The organism is Mangrovimonas futianensis (genome assembly GCF_021245805.1).
Taxonomy (GTDB): Bacteria; Bacteroidota; Bacteroidia; order Flavobacteriales; family Flavobacteriaceae; genus Mangrovimonas; species Mangrovimonas futianensis.
The window spans coordinates 190,901-206,411 of record NZ_JAJJNF010000003.1; the positions used below are offsets into that span (position 1 = coordinate 190,901).

Genomic DNA, 15,511 nt, shown 5'->3' on the forward strand with positions numbered 1-15,511 from the left:
CCGCGTTAAGCGGGATTCTTTTTTTAATTCATATCAAAGTATTATGGCAGAAGATCAAAAAAATAAAAAGCCAGGACAAATTAATATTGAATTGGATGAAAAAGTAGCAGAAGGAACTTATTCCAATCTGGCTATAATAAATCATTCGGTTTCAGAATTTGTAGTGGATTTTATAAGTATTATGCCAGGAACACCTAAGAGTAAGGTGAAATCTCGTATTATTTTGACACCACAACATGCCAAACGTTTGTTGAAAGCCTTAGCCGATAATGTGCAAAGATTTGAAAATAATCATGGTGAAATCAAAGATTATGAGCAACCACCGATTCCATTGAATTTTGGGCCTACAGGTGAAGCCTAATTAAAACAAAAAACCCTTTGAACATTCAAAGGGTTTTTTGTTTTTTAAAAGTTAGTTAGCTTGCTTGTTTCTTTGTGTTTCTACAATACTTCAAAGCCTTTGAAGGGCATTTCTTGATTTGGTTGATAATTCTTTCAGACTCAGCACCATCGAGTTTAACCCATGGAATAACTGATGTTCTAAAAACATCCGAAAGTTCTTTAGCACATCTTTCGGCATGAATACACAACCTAGGTTCGTAGGTTACAGTAATGTCTTCATTACTGTACACATTGGCATGTGTTTCCATAAGTAGATTATTTTTGGGGTTTATAATCAAGTATGAATTTACAGATTGTTTTTAATATTTTCATAAAAAAATCGACAATCAGCATCTTTATTTTTAAATATTCTCAATTTCGTATAATAATTCTTACGGAATTGATATCGTTATTTAAATTATTAATTAAATTCTGATGTTAAATGAAACTTAATACTAGGATATTTTTGTTGTGTCATTTGTAATGAAAACATCGAGTCTGCCAAAAATACGAGTTGGCCTCTTTTATCTTTAGCCAAATAGCGTTGTTTTACTCTTAAGAATTCTTTGTATTCTTCATTTTTTGGATCATTAGGATCTACCCAGCATGCTTTGTGTACCGCAACACTTTCATAAGTACATTTAGCCCCATATTCATGCTCCAATCGATATTGTATGACTTCATATTGAAGTGCTCCTACAGTTCCAATGACTTTACGACCGTTGAGTTCCAATGTAAATAACTGGGCAACACCTTCATCCATTAATTGATCAATACCTTTATTTAGTTGTTTTGATTTTAGTGGATCAGCGTTATTGATGTATCTAAAGTGTTCCGGAGAGAAACTAGGAATTCCTTTGTAATGGATTTCTTCTCCTTCCGTCAAGGTATCTCCAATTTTAAAGTTTCCTGTATCGTGAAGTCCTACAATATCTCCTGGAAAGGAGATATCTACAATTTCTTTTTTCTCAGCAAAAAAGGCATTCGGACTTGAGAATTTTAATTTTTTACCATGGCGTACGTGTAGGTAAGGTGTATTGCGCTTAAATTCTCCAGAAACAATTTTTATAAAGGCCAATCGGTCTCTGTGATTGGGATCCATGTTGGCATGGATTTTAAATACAAATCCGGAAAAACTTGTTTCATCAGGTTGTACCAAGCGTTCTTCACTTTGTTTAGGTCTGGGTTTCGGTGCAATCTCCACAAAGCAATCTAAAAGTTCACGCACTCCGAAGTTATTAAGAGCAGAGCCAAAAAATACTGGTTGCTGTTCTCCATTTAAGTAAGCCTCCTTATCAAATGTAGGGTAGATACCTTCAACCAACTCAACCTCTTCCCTTAAAGTATTGGCGGCTTTTTCTCCTACTAATTTATCTAATTCGGGAGCACCAAGATCATTGATTTCTATAGTTTCCTCTATATCCTTTCTACTATCACCTGTAAATAGATTGATATTTTTCTCCCAGATATTATAGATACCTTTAAATTCATATCCCATACCTATAGGAAAACTTAATGGCACTACGTGAAGCCCTAATTTTTGTTCGATTTCATCCAATAGGTCAAAGGCATCCTTTCCTTCTCGGTCTAATTTATTGATGAAAACAATCATAGGAATGTTTCTCATCCTACAAACTTCAACCAACTTTTCAGTTTGTTCCTCAACCCCTTTAGCCACATCAATTACTACAATCACACTATCTACAGCCGTTAAGGTTCTAAAGGTGTCTTCGGCAAAATCCTTGTGCCCGGGAGTGTCCAAAATGTTAATTTTAAAACCATCATATTCAAAAGCTAGAACAGAGGTTGCAACGGAAATTCCACGTTGACGTTCAATTTCCATAAAGTCACTAGTTGCTCCTTTCTTTATTTTGTTGCTTTTTACAGCACCTGCTTCTTGAATAGCACCTCCAAATAAAAGTAGCTTCTCTGTTAAGGTTGTTTTACCTGCATCTGGATGCGAAATAATTCCAAAGGTTCTTCTTCTGTTGATTTCTTTTATAAAACTCATATTTTCACTCAAATGGGTTGCAAAGATACTATTATTAATGTCATATCGATAGTGAGTATGTCTATGATTTAATTTTAATATAAGTTTGATTAAATTTTTAAATCAGGATTGGTATTTTTACACTATGAAAGAGGAGAAAGTTATTTTAGTTAACGAAAAGGATGAACCCATTGGGTTGATGGAAAAAATGGAAGCACATGAAAAGGGTTTGCTTCACAGGGCTTTTTCAGTATTTGTTTTTAATGATAGAAATGAACTTATGTTGCAGCAAAGAGCTGCCCATAAATACCATTCCCCATTTTTATGGACCAATACCTGTTGTAGCCATCAAAGAGAAGGGGAGAGCAATATAGAAGCTGGAAAGAGAAGGTTGATGGAAGAAATGGGGTTTTCTTGTGATTTAGAGGATACAATATCCTTTATTTATAAGGCTCCTTTTGACAACGGATTGACAGAACACGAATTTGACCACATTCTAATAGGGCACTATAATGAAGCTCCACAACTCAACCCGGATGAAGTTATGGATTGGAAATGGATGACGTTGGAAGAAGTTCATGCTGACATAGCTTCACATCCTGAAAAATATACAGCGTGGTTTAAAATAATCTTTGATAAATTTTACGAACATATCAATATTTCAAAGGCATGAGATTAACGGTTAGTAGAAAAGCACATTTTAATGCAGCTCATAGATTATTCAGAAAGGATTGGAGTGATGAAAAAAACTTTGAGGTGTTTGGTAAATGTAGTAATCCCCATTTCCATGGTCATAATTACGAGTTAATTGTAAGTGTCACTGGGCGAATCAATCCTGAGACTGGATTTGTAATAGATATGAAGTTTCTTAAGGAATTGATTAGAGAAGAAATAGAGGAGGCTTTTGATCATAAGAATCTCAATCTAGAAGTTGAAGAATTTAAAGATTTAAACCCAACCGCCGAGAATATAGCTGTCGTTATTTATAAAAAATTACGTCCCAAATTACGAGAACAAGTAGATTTGGAAGTTACCCTTTATGAAACCCCAAGAAATTTTGTAACCTATACAGGTAGTTAATTATATGAATGAATTATTATACCCCATTAAATTTGAACCTATACTTAAGGAACGAATTTGGGGAGGTACCAAGCTTAAAACGTATTTTGGAAAATCCAGTAAATTGGAAAAAGTAGGAGAGAGCTGGGAAATAAGTGATGTAAAAGGGGATACCTCTGTGGTATCCAATGGACCTTTACAAGGAACAACATTGAAGGAATTACTCACTAAATATAAAGGGGGGCTTATTGGACTTCAGAATTATAAAATCTTTAATGACCAGTTTCCTTTACTAATCAAGTTTATTGATGCTAAGGAAGATTTGTCAATTCAATTGCACCCAAATGACCAATTGGCAATGGAGCGTCATAATTCTTTTGGAAAGACCGAAATGTGGTATGTGGTACAGGCCGATGAAAATGCCAATTTGATTGTGGGATTTAATCAGAAGGTGACTCCAGGAGTTTACTTGGAAAATTTGGAAAATAAAACCTTACCGGCTATTCTGAATACTGAGAAAGTGAAAGCAGGTGATACCTTTTTTATTGAAGTAGGTAGAATACATGCTATAGGTGCGGGAGTTATGGTAGCTGAGATCCAACAAACATCTGATATTACCTATAGGGTTTATGATTGGGATCGCCTAGATGACCATGGAAATTCCAGGGAGCTTCATAATGATTTGGCTATAGATGCCATTAACTATGATATGCCTGATAATTTCAAAATATCATATGAGAAGACGGTTAACCAAACAAATGAGATGGTAGAATGTCCCTATTTTAAAACCAACTTCATCCATTTGACAGATACCTTAATTAAGCATAACAGTAAGGATTCCTTCTTGATTTATATGTGTGTGGAAGGGGAAGCAGAAATTCAAACCCAAGATTACAAAGAAACCATTAAGCTAGGAGAAACCGTGCTTCTTCCAGCGGCTGTAGAGCATTTTAAAATATTGGCTAAGAATGCAAAGCTATTGGAAGTTTATGTATAATTTTGCAGATACATTAAAATTATAAATTATGGCAAGTAAAAGAGACCTTAAGAAAGACATCAATTATGTTTTAGGTGATATTATTGAAGCTGTTTACGTTTGGGAATATTCCAATCCGGAAAAGGACACTAAAAAAAGTGAGGCAATTATTGATGAAGCAATTGAAACTTTTGATTCATTAATGGCAAAGGTTAGTGATAGAAGTGTTGAAGATAAAAAAGCACACTTTAAATCTATTAACCAAGAATTGGAAAGCAAAGGAAAAGAACTGATAGAAAAAGTAAATAAACTGAGCTAAGATTTAAAAAAAATGTTTGCAGATGTCAAATCCATGATTGATATTTGCAGCCGTTTTGCCTCCATAGCTCAGTTGGCTAGAGCAGCTGATTTGTAATCAGCAGGTCGTGGGTTCGAGTCCCTCTGGAGGCTCATAAAAAAATTCCACCTATTAGGTGGAATTTTTTTATTCTTTATTGTCTGCTATATGCTTTTCAAGCATCTTCCCGTATTTAGAGGCCTGCACTTTTGGAGTGAGTGATTGGTAAATGGTATCCAGCCATTTGGTTTGGGCATCGTAAATCTCGGTTAAGGTAACATAAGGAGCTACTTCACTGTCTTTATTATTGATCGCAAAGTTTACGGTAAATAAATACTTGCTTTTTAGTAACTTCTCCCAATCTTGAATATTTTTTTCAATCAAGGCACTATCTCCAGCTTTTTTGGCTTCAAATTCTTCCTTGATCAATTCCAGATTTTTATCCTTATACCTAGTAATAACCTTTAGGTAATCTTCATACAATTTTTGTTGTTCAGACCCATTAATTTTGGCATCTACCATAAAGTTTTTAAGGGTAGAGTTTATTTCGGTAATCCCCTTGTCTGCAAAAAAGACAATTTTTTCATCTGGTTTACTTTGGTTGTTCTTATCTAAGCTTAGATAGAAAGCTTCTGGAGTATCTATATCACTATAAAGTATAAAATCTGAGGAGCCATTCAAGGCAACAGAGTCCACAGTTACAATGGTAGAATCTTGTTGTTTTTCTAAATAAATGGTTCCTTTTTTTAGTCCTTCAATATGTCCTTTTACAGTAAGATCACGTTCCTTACTACAAGAGAGAATGGCTAATAAACAGATAAGGGCTGCTAGATGTTTCATTGAGTTAATTCAAATTTTAATGGAAGCAAATATCTTATAATTATTGGTTTTTTACTAACCTCCCGAGGCTATTTTCATTAATTCGGCACAAGCAATGGCGCCATAGGTTCCCACCACATATCCAAAGACAGCCAAAAGAGCACCAACTGTCGCCAATGAGGGATGAAAAGCGGCTGCAACTACTGGGGCCGAGGCTGCACCACCAACATTGGCTTGACTACCAACGGCCAAGAAAAAATAAGGGGCTTTTATCATTTTAGCTACTACAATCAAAAGAATAACATGAATTAGCATCCAAACCAGTCCAATTAAAATAAGTCCCGGGTTTTCAAACAATTTGGTGAGATCCATTTTCATTCCTATGGTAGCCACCAATATGTAAATAAAAACACTTCCAATTTTACTGGCTCCGGCGCCTTCTAAATTTTTTGCTTTTGTGAAAGAAAGGAGGATACCAATCAAAGTAGCAATAGAAATTAGCCAAAAGAACCCGCTTCCAAAGGATGATAGAGCACTTTTAGGGTCGCTAATAATTTCGAAATGACTACTTAAAAAAGTGGAGATTTTTTCTGAGCCAAAATGCGCTAATCCTACCGCCACAAAGGCACACATTAATATGAGCATGTAATCGGTTACCGTGGGAATTCTTTTTATTTTTTCACTAAAGTTTTCAACTTTGTGTTGAAGTTCGTCTATAGCTGTGTTATCAGCTTGTAACCAAGAGTCGATTTTTTTTCGTTTCCCGATTCCCAATAGGATAACTGCCATCCAAATATTGGCCACCACAATGTCAACTAAGACCATGCCGCCGTAAAGTTCTTGGTTGAATTCATATATTTCCAACATGGCTGCTTGGTTGGCTCCACCACCTATCCAACTTCCTGCCAAAGTAGCCAATCCCCTCCAAACGGCATCAAATCCGGCACCACCAACCGTTTCGGGAGAAAATATGGAAATGATTAAAATGGCGATGGGTCCACCAATGATAATTCCTATAGTGCCAGTAAAGAACATAACTAGTGCTTTCCAACCCAGATTAAAGACCGCTTTTAAATCGATGCTTAGAGTGAGTAAAACCAGAGATGCCGGTAGAAGATATCTACTGGCGATGAAATAGGTTTTGGAAATCTCATCAGAAATTAAATTTAAAGAACTAAAGATGGCCGGAATAAAATAGCACATTAAGAGTCCTGGAATGTATTTGTAGAACTTAGGCCAAAAACCTGTTTTTCTAGATTCAGTATAAAATACAAAGCCTAAGGCCAACATTAATAAACCAAAAACGATGGCATCATTGGTAAAAACAGTTTCCTTTATCATAAATAAAAAGTTAAAGTGGCAAATTACCGAATACTTTATAAAACAAAAAACGACCTACCGGTCGTTTTTATCTTTTTTGGGTTCTCTTTTGGCTTCTTTCAGACTTTGCATGAGCATCCATTCTATTTGACCATTGGTACTTCGAAATTCATCCGAAGCCCATTTTTCTATGGCTTTCAGCATGTCTTCGTTGATTCGTAACGCAAAGGCTTTCTTTTTGCTCATAGTACTGGTTTTAAATTTCGTACTCTTTCGACTTGAATTTTCTTATGGCATTGTAAAATTCTGAAGCTTTCTGAGTTCCTATTAAAATGGGTTTTTTTGAATTATAATTTATTTTGATTGCTTTATCTGTGCCAATGGAAGTGATACTATCCGTTTTAGAAAAAAAATTCCACTTACCTACACCATAGCCATGATTCATGCTGGAATAATTTTGAATTTGAAAATCATTGATATTTTCAAAAGGAATAAGCTTCCATTTTATGCAAAACGGTGGATACTTATAAGAAACTCCCTGGGCATCCACTTTGGTGTACAAAGCGGAAAATCTTATAAAAAGAGCAATGAAAACATTTAGCAATAAAATCATTCCTAGGCTAAACATAAATTCATTCATACTCATATTACCTTTTTTGACATCATTGTAAAGAATAAGTGAAACGACAAGTAAATCGGTGCTTAATAATATGTAAATCCAATTCCCGACGCGTTGGGTTTCGTTAAATTCTTTAATCATGTTGCTACTATCTGTTTTTATCGCGTTCAAAGATGGCCACTGAAAAAGTTTGATGCATAAATTTTAATTCCCAACCTTCTCGAGAGTATTGATTTAGGAGTGTTTCCAGCTTTTCATTACGCTTGATCACTCCAGCCTTTGTATTGACTACTTTATATTCTTTCATTTCTAATGGTTTAATGTGCCCGCATTTACTACAGGAGAGGCATCTTTATCTCCACAAAGTATCACCATGAGGTTACTCACCATAGCAGCTTTACGCTCGTCATCAAGTTCCACTATTTCTTTCTTTCCAAGTTCGTTTAAAGCCATTTCTACCATGCTTACGGCGCCTTCAACAATTTTATGTCTGGCTGCTACAATGGCTGTTGCTTGTTGGCGTTTCAACATGGCGTTGGCTATTTCCTGAGCATATGCAAGGTAGCCAATTCTGGCCTCCAAAACTTCTATCCCTGCTATTGAAAGGCGTTCGTCTACTTCTTTTTCAAGAGCTTCACTCACCTCGTTAACGCTTGACCGAAGGGTAATGTCTTCTTCATGGCCGTCATCAGCAAAATTATCATAGGGATACATACTTGCCAGTTTTCTCACGGCAGCATCGGTCTGAACCTTTACGAAGTTCTCATAATTATCTACATCAAAAGCTGCTTTGTAGGTGTCTTGAACTCTCCATACCAAAATGGTACTTATCATAACTGGATTTCCCAATTTGTCATTTACCTTTAATCGTTCACTATCAAAATTGCTAGCTCGTAAAGAAATCTTCTTTTTAGTATATAACGGATTAACCCAATAAAATCCATTTTGTTTCACACTACCTACATATTTTCCAAATAGCAATAATACTCTGGAACCGTTAGGCTGTACCATAATAAAACCTGGAGCTACGAGTAAGGAAAGTACAATGATTAAAAGAAATAACGGATTTTGAGTAATAATGGTGCTTGCAATACCTCCAAAAAATAGAATAAGGAAAACAAACAACATGAGATAACCGTTGGCAGGAACAATAGTTTTTTCTTCTTTCATGATTATGATATTAAAATGATATCATAAATATATTAAAATTAATTAATAGGTGCTAATAATTTCTTAAAATTTTGTACTTGGTAACTTTGGCACGGGAATTGCCTTATACAAGATGTTACTACACATTGTGCTTGGACAGTGTGGTTACTTGAAAAGCGTGTAGTACTTTTTCATATTTTTTGGTTGGTTAGTTAAGTAAAAAAGCACCTTTCGGGGTGCTTTTTTCGATTTACTTGGAAGGGTTTTTTATAAACTTTGTCAGGGTAGTAAGCAATTCGGGGTTTACTTTTCTAAAGGTTTCTGCATAAGATTTGGAATTTTCCAAATCATCACCTTCTATGGTAAACAAAACATGGTTCATATCGTCAATAATCACCAATTTTGAATTTTTTGATGCTTTGTGCAAAGATTCTGCTTCTTCAATGGGGACTTGTAAGTCTTTGGAGCCATTGACAATCAAAATAGGAATAGATAATTGAGACAAAACTTCTGTTGGTTTGTATTGAAACCAACTGCTCATAAAAGGCTGAATACTTTCATTGAATATAGAAGAAAGCTGTTGCGGGTAGTCGCTGGTTGTTTTTCCTTCCTTTAAAATGGCAATGACTCTTTCTGAATCTGCCTTATACATGGGAGCTGTTTTTTCAATTTCCTTAATAAGAACGTCATCAAAAGATTTTCCCGATCCAGCGAGTGAGATAAAACCATCTACATGCTGTTCGCTGGATAGCATTCCAACCAAACTTCCTTGTCCGTGACCTATTATGAAAATTTTATCAAAGGGACGTTCACTTTTAAAGTAATGCACTATAGCTTTTGCATCTGTAACAAAATCATTAAATACAATATCAGAATCTAGATTGCCTCTTCTTATTTGTTTAACGGTTCTCTTATCATATCTAAAAGTGGCGATACCATTTTGTGCTAAGCCTATAGCCAATTTTTTTAAGGAGTTGTTCTTTTGGAAATTTTGATTGCCATCTCTATCGGTAGGGCCAGAATCAGCAATAATGATTGCCAGAGTCTGGGTGGTTTCTTTTGGAGATAACAAACTACCGTCAATCATGGCATTGATAGCAATGTTTTCTTCCACTAGATCCACATTTTCCTGTGCCTTTATAGTGGCGGACAAAAAGAAAAGGACAATGACAAAATATTTAATATACATAAAACAATAATAAGGATAGACTTAGCAACTACTTCTATAACGTAAATATCCTACCAAATAATTTATTTACCATGGAATTTTATGATAAATTATCATTCTATTTTTTATGTAATTCGTCGATTAAAAGCGTTATTTCACCTACATATGTTAAAAAAATATGTATTTCATCGAAAAAAGATGTATTTAAACGTTTAAAATCAAATTAAATAATACTTTTGAAATGTACTAAAAGACATACTTTTTAGTTCAATGGATTAATTAATTAATATTTGCATTATGTTGTTGATACTAGAGACCCTAAATCTAACTACATTATAAAAGATGCAAATAAAACTAAACCGAGGTTGAGGGGCCTCGGTTTTTTTATGCAATTTTCCTAAAGGTTAAATTAATTCTTTCTCCTACTTCTTTTTGCGTTTTTGGAATTTGATGCAACCAAAATTGTTGCATGGGAGGTTTCATGATTAATAAGCTTCCCGAAGTTAAATCCAATTGATGTTTTTCTGTTTTTAAATTTCTGTGCTTAAATTGAAATTTTCTTGTTTCTCCAAAACTTAAGGATGCAATCGTAGGTGAAGAGCCCAATTCTTTCTCATTATCGGCATGCCATCCATTACTATCCTTACCATGTCTGTAAAAGTTTAAAAGGATGGTAGTGAATTTTTCATTGGTTGCCGATTCTACATCCTTTAAAAGCTTCAACAAAAGTTGAGTCATTTTATGGGGCCTCATAGTAATATTTGAATAGGAGTAAGGAATGCTATTGGTGGCATATAACGATGTTAACCGAGGTTGTTTATGAATTTTACCAAAAAGTGCGATCTCGTCTTGCTGCCAAAGAATCTCTTCTTTTAGTGAATTGAAAATTTGAAGAGCTGTGGTTTTATCATAGAAACAAGGGTTATATATTAGCTCAGCATCTGGCAATTGGAATGTCTGTAAATCCTTAGGAAAAAGAGTCATACATTTTATTTAAATTAGCTTTCTATGAAATATACAATAAGTGTTTTAATCTTTGCGATTTTCGGTTTTTTTTCCGCCCAAAAGGAACCAATTCCTGAAGGCTTTGTTTATGTTGATGAAATCATCCCTGATTTAGAAGTTGAATTACGTTATTATTCCACCCATAATTTTGTAGGCGATACCATTGCCGGATATCATGCAAATAGATTGATTCTCACCTTGGAGACGGCAGAGGCCTTAAAAATGGTTCAAGAAGATTTAGAAAATGAAAATTTATGTCTAAAAGTGTATGATGGTTATAGACCACAACAGGCGGTTAATCACTTTGTGCATTGGGCAAGGGAATTAAATGATACTATAAATAAACAGGAATTCTATCCAGAGGTCAAAAAAGGTAACCTTTTTAAAGAAGGTTATATAGCTTCCAAATCGGGACATAGTAGAGGGAGCACTGTAGATTTGACCATTATTGATGCAGAGACTTTAGAACCCCTTGACATGGGTAGTCCATATGATTTTTTTGGTGTTCAATCTTGGGTGTCTTATCAAAATATTTCGGCAAAACAAAAGGAGAACCGTTTGCGTCTACAAAGAGTCATGCAGAAACATGGGTTTAGAAGCTATTCCAAGGAATGGTGGCATTTCACTTTGAGAAATGAACCTTTCCCCGACACTTATTTTAACTTTTCTATTAATTAATACGATAAATCGGGTAATTCATGTGGGCAAGCTCGTAATTATCGCTTTTTTGAAATAACCATTCCAATTGGGCATACCAATTTTTTGCAAAGTTACCATCGGTATACTTTTTGTTTTCAAATTCCCGTTTCAAATCGGGGTTCTGCTTCAGCATTTTGGAAGCTTTGTCTTCCCAAACATAAGGTGAGAAGCCTTCTTTTTGCTGCAGAATAGTATCAAAGAAATTCCAGTTGAAAAAGGAATCTGGTGCTTGAGGCTCAAAAGTTTCCAACAAATATCTGATTCCTTTCTGTTGTGTATTGATGATGAAATCTCCTGCTCTAAATGTTTTTTCAACTTTTGACAAAAGAATTTGAGTGTTGTAATGAAGGTAATGACCTTCATAAGGAGAATTTCGTGTTTCGAAAGATTGGATTCTATAACTTTCTACAGAAATGGTGGTATCCTTTTGAATCTGGGTCATTTCTATTTGATTCAGTTTTAAAAGCTCAATCACATGATGCCAACCTTGAGGAATGACATAAGCTCTTGGGATATCCACTTCAACCGAAGGAACAAAATAATTTTGATAATTGACCTGTTTTGAAAAAGGTTGGTCGCGATGGTATTTTAAACGACTTAACCCCGTGACTTCACTGGTAATAATTTCTCCTTCATAACCTTTAAATTCAAGTGTCGAAAATCTGGTAGTATCGATTTTGTAATCTAAAGGGTAGCTTTCGTTAGGCTTGTATTTAGTAGTTTGTTGTTCTTTAAAAACTCGAATTTTTTCTCCATGTGTCTCGGTCAAGTTCACAACGGTCTGCATGAATAAATAGGTACCTTCAACACGTTGCTTGTAGGGTTTGAGCATGTGGGTTTCAAGCATCATTCCCAGTGTGCCCCATAAAGTTGTATAGCCTGTGGAATAGCGTGGATAGTCCATAAATTGACTGAATCCTTTTTCGGGGACTGCGTTAAATACATTGACATAAGGCGTTATGTCCCATGATTTTGATGCAAGTTCTTGCTCCAGTTGAGGTCTGAATGTTTCATTGATAAAGGCACCCATGGGGCCTCCCATTTTATTGTGTTGTGTAAATAAATGCGTGAGAACATATTGATAATCGGCACCATTACTCACGTGATTGTCTATAAACACATCTGGATTTACCAAGTGGTATATTTCTGCAAAGGATTTAGCGTTTTCGGTGTCACATTTAATAAAATCCCTATTGAGGTCATAATTTCTACTATTGCCTCTAAAACCATATTCCTTAGGTCCATTTTGATTGGCCCTGGTTCCTGAATTTCTATTCAAACTACCGCCAATATTATAAATAGGAATGGTGGCTATAATCGTATTTTTAGGAGCTTTTAGCTGGCCACTGGCGTAATCTCTAAAAAGCATCATGGTAGCATCAATACCATCTGGTTCACCAGGATGAATACCATTATTAATTAAGAGGATACTCTTGTTTTTTCTGTTTGATTCAAAATCAAAATTCTTATCAGGATCAAAGGTGACTAGGTGAAGTCGCTCCCCAGAATCGGTAATGCCCATACTGTCCACAGTAATTGTTGGATAGGCCGCTGCCAAGTTCTGGTAATAGGCAATGACGTCATAGTAGGCAGCTGTTTCCAATCCATTGGATTTTTCAAATTGTGTAACGAAATTTTCTTGGCAAAAACCATACTTAAACGAAAGGCATAAGATTCCTGTAATGATGTAAAAAAATCTTTTTTTCATGGAATTCCTTTTTGAAGAAAATAATTAGGGACTAAAATTGTAAATTTTATTTCAGATAGGCAATTTTGAATCTTTATTAAAGGCATTCTAGAATAGAGGAGCAGACTACTATGTTTGCTTTTAAAACTTGTAAACTTGGATATTAACCTTATTTTTGCAGCTTAAACCAACTTATCATGACGGAATTCATCAGAAAGAGAGCGGCAAATGCTAAAAATGATATTTTAAGTGGAATTACGGTAGCTCTGGCTTTAGTGCCAGAAGCGGTTGCTTTTGCTTTTGTAGCCGGAGTTGATCCATTAGTTGGTTTATATGCAGCCTTTATGATTGGTTTGATCACATCAATTTTTGGAGGCCGTCCTGGAATGATAAGTGGTGCCACTGGGGCACTGGCTGTAGTGATGGTTCATTTGGTTGCCGAAGGAAATGCGATGGGGGCAGAAGGGGAGAACTTAGGATTATATTACCTGTTTGCAACCGTTATTTTAATGGGGATCATTCAAATGTTGGCTGGTGTTTTTAAACTTGGAAAATTTGTAAGACTGATTCCACACCCCGTAATGATGGGATTTGTCAATGGTTTGGCCATCGTTATTTTTATTGCCCAACTTGGGATGTTTACATCCATAGAAAATGGAACGGCAGTTTGGATGCATGGAAAAGAATTATGGGTAATGATTGGGCTGGTAACTCTTACCATGGGAATTATGTTTGGGTTGCCTAAATTGACCAAAAAACTTCCAGAGGCCCTAATAGCTATATTAGTGGTATCGGCCATTGTTATTTTTGGCGGTTTGGATGTTGCTACCGTAGGAAGTTTTATTCGTGAAGGTGGAGGTAGTGGTCTCGAAGGTGGACTTCCTTCTTTCCAATGGGATATTTTTAATAAAGTACCTCTTAATTTACAAACCTTAAAATTCATTGCGCCATATGCACTGATTTTAGCAGCGGTTGGGTTAATAGAATCTTTAATGACTTTAAATCTTATTGATGAATTAACCGAAACTAGAGGAAATGCCAATAGGGAATGTTTAGCTCAAGGAGGGGCAAATATTGTAACTGGCTTATTTGGCGGAATGGGAGGATGTGCCATGATTGGACAATCCATTATCAATATAAAAGGAGGAGGAAGAACACGATTATCAGGAATTGTGGCCGCTATAGGATTACTCATGTTTATTCTTTTTGGTTCTTCGCTTATTGAACAAGTGCCAATTGCAGCTTTAGTAGGTGTAATGTTCATGGTAGTCATAGGGACCTTTGCATGGAGTAGTTTTAGAATCTTCAATAAAATTCCTCGAAGTGATCTTTTTGTTTTAATTCTTGTTTCTGGGTTAACTGTAATTTTTGATTTGGCCATAGCGGTTTTTTCAGGAGTGATAGTCAGTGCCTTGGTTTTTGCTTGGGAAAACGCCAAACGCATTAGAGCTAGAAAAAGAATGCGTGCCGATGGTACTAAAATTTATGAAATTTGGGGACCGCTTTTCTTTGGATCTATTAAGGCATTTAATGAAAAGTTTGACGTTAAAAATGATCCAGAAAAGGTAGAAATTGATTTTGTGGAATCTAGAATTAGTGACCATTCTGCCTTGGAAGCAGTTTACAATTTGGTTAACAAATATGAAGAAGCAGGAAAGTCAATCAAGTTGAAACACTTAAGTGAAGATTGTAAAGAATTGCTTTATAAATCCAGTCCTAAATTTAGGGAAGTAGTAGTAGAAGATATTGATGACCCCAGATATCATTTGGCTGCCAATCCTGAAAAATTCACCAAATCTTTATCTGAATACGATTTCTAAAAGGTTTATTTAATGACTACGCTATCGGGAACCAATTGGGTGTAGTTTCCATTGTTTTTGATAACATCCCTAACAATGCTAGAGCTGATGTAGGAGGTCTTGGCTGCCGTTAAAAGGAAAACAGTCTCAATGCCTCCAGAAAGATGTCTGTTGGTGTGTGCAATGGCCTTTTCAAACTCAAAATCAGCTGGATTTCTCAGACCTCGCAAGATAAAGGGAACTTCTATTTCATTACAAAAATCAATAGTAAGACCCGTATAGGTTACCACTTTCACCTTGGGTTCATCTTTAAAGGCATCTTCAATAAACTTTTTTCGCTCTTCCAATGAAAACATATACTTCTTGTCGGAGTTTATTCCAATGGCAACAATAATTTCATCAAACAGCTTGACGCCTCTTTGAATAATATCATAATGGCCTAATGTGATTGGGTCAAAAGATCCAGGAAATATAGCTCGTTTCATCGATTAATATTTTGTAGC

At 35.4% G+C, this 15,511-nt stretch carries 19 protein-coding genes and 1 tRNA gene; 8 read left to right on the top strand and 12 right to left on the bottom strand.

Annotation, left to right across the window (positions count from 1 at the left end; genetic code table 11):
• Positions 1-43 precede the first annotated feature (43 nt).
• Positions 44-361: a DUF3467 domain-containing protein gene (locus LOK78_RS06185; RefSeq protein ID WP_053972368.1), complete on the top strand. Its 318-nt coding sequence runs from the start codon at positions 44-46 to the stop codon at positions 359-361.
• A gap of 55 nt (positions 362-416) precedes the next feature.
• Here the strand turns inward: LOK78_RS06185 and LOK78_RS06190 are convergent, their stop codons facing one another.
• Together LOK78_RS06190 and LOK78_RS06195 are read right to left on the bottom strand one after the other, a co-directional pair.
• Positions 417-650: a (4Fe-4S)-binding protein gene (locus LOK78_RS06190; protein ID WP_232634340.1), complete on the bottom strand. Its 234-nt coding sequence runs from the start codon at positions 648-650 to the stop codon at positions 417-419.
• Positions 651-802: 152 nt separating this feature from the next.
• Complete coding sequence (locus LOK78_RS06195; RefSeq protein ID WP_232634341.1) at positions 803-2,392, bottom strand: peptide chain release factor 3; 1,590 nt, start codon at positions 2,390-2,392, stop codon at positions 803-805.
• A gap of 124 nt (positions 2,393-2,516) precedes the next feature.
• On the opposite strand from LOK78_RS06195, the gene idi reads away from it, so the two are divergent.
• From idi to LOK78_RS06220, 5 genes are all read left to right on the top strand, one after another.
• A complete protein-coding gene (gene idi, locus LOK78_RS06200) occupies positions 2,517-3,044 on the top strand; it encodes an isopentenyl-diphosphate Delta-isomerase (protein ID WP_166959388.1) in 528 nt (175 codons plus the stop codon).
• Entirely contained in the window at positions 3,041-3,451 is a 411-nt protein-coding gene (locus LOK78_RS06205; RefSeq protein WP_053972372.1) for a 6-pyruvoyl trahydropterin synthase family protein, read from the top strand. The genes idi and LOK78_RS06205 overlap by 4 nt, the downstream gene beginning before the upstream one ends.
• Positions 3,452-3,455: 4 nt before the next feature.
• Positions 3,456-4,427: a type I phosphomannose isomerase catalytic subunit gene (locus LOK78_RS06210; protein ID WP_232634342.1), complete on the top strand. Its 972-nt coding sequence runs from the start codon at positions 3,456-3,458 to the stop codon at positions 4,425-4,427.
• Positions 4,428-4,455: 28 nt separating this feature from the next.
• Positions 4,456-4,725: a hypothetical protein gene (locus tag LOK78_RS06215; RefSeq protein WP_053972374.1), complete on the top strand. Its 270-nt coding sequence runs from the start codon at positions 4,456-4,458 to the stop codon at positions 4,723-4,725.
• 57 nt (positions 4,726-4,782) lie between these two features.
• Positions 4,783-4,856: transfer RNA gene (locus LOK78_RS06220), tRNA-Thr, on the top strand.
• A gap of 34 nt (positions 4,857-4,890) precedes the next feature.
• Here the strand turns inward: LOK78_RS06220 and LOK78_RS06225 are convergent.
• The 8 genes from LOK78_RS06225 to LOK78_RS06260 form a co-directional block, all read right to left on the bottom strand.
• On the bottom strand, positions 4,891-5,583 hold the full coding sequence (locus LOK78_RS06225) for a DUF4369 domain-containing protein (RefSeq protein ID WP_232394402.1): 693 nt from the start codon (positions 5,581-5,583) through the stop codon (positions 4,891-4,893).
• 54 nt (positions 5,584-5,637) lie between these two features.
• Positions 5,638-6,903 carry a DUF819 family protein gene (locus LOK78_RS06230; protein WP_232394401.1) on the bottom strand — a complete coding sequence of 422 codons (1,266 nt, stop codon included), beginning with the start codon at positions 6,901-6,903 and terminating at the stop codon, positions 5,638-5,640.
• A gap of 54 nt (positions 6,904-6,957) precedes the next feature.
• Complete coding sequence (locus tag LOK78_RS06235; protein WP_082316614.1) at positions 6,958-7,128, bottom strand: type II toxin-antitoxin system antitoxin; 171 nt, start codon at positions 7,126-7,128, stop codon at positions 6,958-6,960.
• A gap of 10 nt (positions 7,129-7,138) precedes the next feature.
• Positions 7,139-7,642 (bottom strand): hypothetical protein, encoded by a 504-nt coding sequence (locus LOK78_RS06240; RefSeq protein WP_232394400.1) that lies wholly within the window; start codon positions 7,640-7,642, stop codon positions 7,139-7,141.
• 7 nt (positions 7,643-7,649) lie between these two features.
• On the bottom strand, positions 7,650-7,808 hold the full coding sequence (locus tag LOK78_RS06245) for a DUF4177 domain-containing protein (RefSeq protein WP_082316615.1): 159 nt from the start codon (positions 7,806-7,808) through the stop codon (positions 7,650-7,652).
• Between the two features lie 2 nt (positions 7,809-7,810).
• On the bottom strand, positions 7,811-8,671 hold the full coding sequence (locus tag LOK78_RS06250; protein ID WP_166959404.1) for an SPFH domain-containing protein: 861 nt from the start codon (positions 8,669-8,671) through the stop codon (positions 7,811-7,813).
• Positions 8,672-8,900: 229 nt separating this feature from the next.
• Positions 8,901-9,839 (bottom strand): alpha/beta hydrolase, encoded by a 939-nt coding sequence (locus tag LOK78_RS06255; RefSeq protein ID WP_232394399.1) that lies wholly within the window; start codon positions 9,837-9,839, stop codon positions 8,901-8,903.
• A 363-nt stretch (positions 9,840-10,202) separates the two neighbouring features.
• Positions 10,203-10,802: an alpha-ketoglutarate-dependent dioxygenase AlkB family protein gene (locus LOK78_RS06260; RefSeq protein WP_232394398.1), complete on the bottom strand. Its 600-nt coding sequence runs from the start codon at positions 10,800-10,802 to the stop codon at positions 10,203-10,205.
• Between the two features lie 24 nt (positions 10,803-10,826).
• Here LOK78_RS06260 and LOK78_RS06265 point away from each other — a divergent pair, with 24 nt between their 5' ends.
• On the top strand, positions 10,827-11,501 hold the full coding sequence (locus LOK78_RS06265; RefSeq protein ID WP_232394397.1) for a M15 family metallopeptidase: 675 nt from the start codon (positions 10,827-10,829) through the stop codon (positions 11,499-11,501).
• Here LOK78_RS06265 and LOK78_RS06270 read toward each other — a convergent pair.
• Positions 11,494-13,230: a M14 family metallopeptidase gene (locus LOK78_RS06270; protein WP_232634343.1), complete on the bottom strand. Its 1,737-nt coding sequence runs from the start codon at positions 13,228-13,230 to the stop codon at positions 11,494-11,496. The genes LOK78_RS06265 and LOK78_RS06270 overlap by 8 nt on opposite strands.
• Before the next feature lie 176 nt (positions 13,231-13,406).
• On the opposite strand from LOK78_RS06270, the gene LOK78_RS06275 reads away from it, so the two are divergent.
• The gene (locus LOK78_RS06275; RefSeq protein ID WP_232394395.1) at positions 13,407-15,029 is read left to right on the top strand and encodes a SulP family inorganic anion transporter; all 1,623 of its coding nucleotides are present in this window, start codon (positions 13,407-13,409) and stop codon (positions 15,027-15,029) included.
• 5 nt (positions 15,030-15,034) lie between these two features.
• Here LOK78_RS06275 and coaD read toward each other — a convergent pair whose 3' ends face one another.
• On the bottom strand, positions 15,035-15,493 hold the full coding sequence (gene coaD / locus LOK78_RS06280; protein ID WP_166959419.1) for a pantetheine-phosphate adenylyltransferase: 459 nt from the start codon (positions 15,491-15,493) through the stop codon (positions 15,035-15,037).
• Between the last annotated feature and the right edge of the window lie 18 nt (positions 15,494-15,511).

Bases quoted from the DNA above. Each gene is read 5' to 3' on its own strand.
- LOK78_RS06245 (WP_082316615.1), bottom strand. From the start codon at position 7,808: ATGAAAGAATATAAAGTAGTCAATACAAAGGCTGGAGTGATCAAGCGT.
- LOK78_RS06190 (WP_232634340.1), bottom strand. From the start codon at position 650: ATGGAAACACATGCCAATGTGTACAGTAATGAAGACATTACTGTAACC.
- coaD (WP_166959419.1), bottom strand. From the start codon at position 15,493: ATGAAACGAGCTATATTTCCTGGATCTTTTGACCCAATCACATTAGGC.
- LOK78_RS06260 (WP_232394398.1), bottom strand. From the start codon at position 10,802: ATGACTCTTTTTCCTAAGGATTTACAGACATTCCAATTGCCAGATGCT.
- LOK78_RS06225 (WP_232394402.1), bottom strand. From the start codon at position 5,583: ATGAAACATCTAGCAGCCCTTATCTGTTTATTAGCCATTCTCTCTTGT.
- LOK78_RS06255 (WP_232394399.1), bottom strand. From the start codon at position 9,839: ATGTATATTAAATATTTTGTCATTGTCCTTTTCTTTTTGTCCGCCACT.
- LOK78_RS06265 (WP_232394397.1), top strand. From the start codon at position 10,827: ATGAAATATACAATAAGTGTTTTAATCTTTGCGATTTTCGGTTTTTTT.
- LOK78_RS06270 (WP_232634343.1), bottom strand. From the start codon at position 13,230: ATGAAAAAAAGATTTTTTTACATCATTACAGGAATCTTATGCCTTTCG.
- idi (WP_166959388.1), top strand. From the start codon at position 2,517: ATGAAAGAGGAGAAAGTTATTTTAGTTAACGAAAAGGATGAACCCATT.
- LOK78_RS06235 (WP_082316614.1), bottom strand. From the start codon at position 7,128: ATGAGCAAAAAGAAAGCCTTTGCGTTACGAATCAACGAAGACATGCTG.
- LOK78_RS06215 (WP_053972374.1), top strand. From the start codon at position 4,456: ATGGCAAGTAAAAGAGACCTTAAGAAAGACATCAATTATGTTTTAGGT.
- LOK78_RS06275 (WP_232394395.1), top strand. From the start codon at position 13,407: ATGACGGAATTCATCAGAAAGAGAGCGGCAAATGCTAAAAATGATATT.
- LOK78_RS06250 (WP_166959404.1), bottom strand. From the start codon at position 8,671: ATGAAAGAAGAAAAAACTATTGTTCCTGCCAACGGTTATCTCATGTTG.
- LOK78_RS06205 (WP_053972372.1), top strand. From the start codon at position 3,041: ATGAGATTAACGGTTAGTAGAAAAGCACATTTTAATGCAGCTCATAGA.
- LOK78_RS06185 (WP_053972368.1), top strand. From the start codon at position 44: ATGGCAGAAGATCAAAAAAATAAAAAGCCAGGACAAATTAATATTGAA.
- LOK78_RS06210 (WP_232634342.1), top strand. From the start codon at position 3,456: ATGAATGAATTATTATACCCCATTAAATTTGAACCTATACTTAAGGAA.
- LOK78_RS06240 (WP_232394400.1), bottom strand. From the start codon at position 7,642: ATGATTAAAGAATTTAACGAAACCCAACGCGTCGGGAATTGGATTTAC.
- LOK78_RS06230 (WP_232394401.1), bottom strand. From the start codon at position 6,903: ATGATAAAGGAAACTGTTTTTACCAATGATGCCATCGTTTTTGGTTTA.
- LOK78_RS06195 (WP_232634341.1), bottom strand. From the start codon at position 2,392: ATGAGTTTTATAAAAGAAATCAACAGAAGAAGAACCTTTGGAATTATT.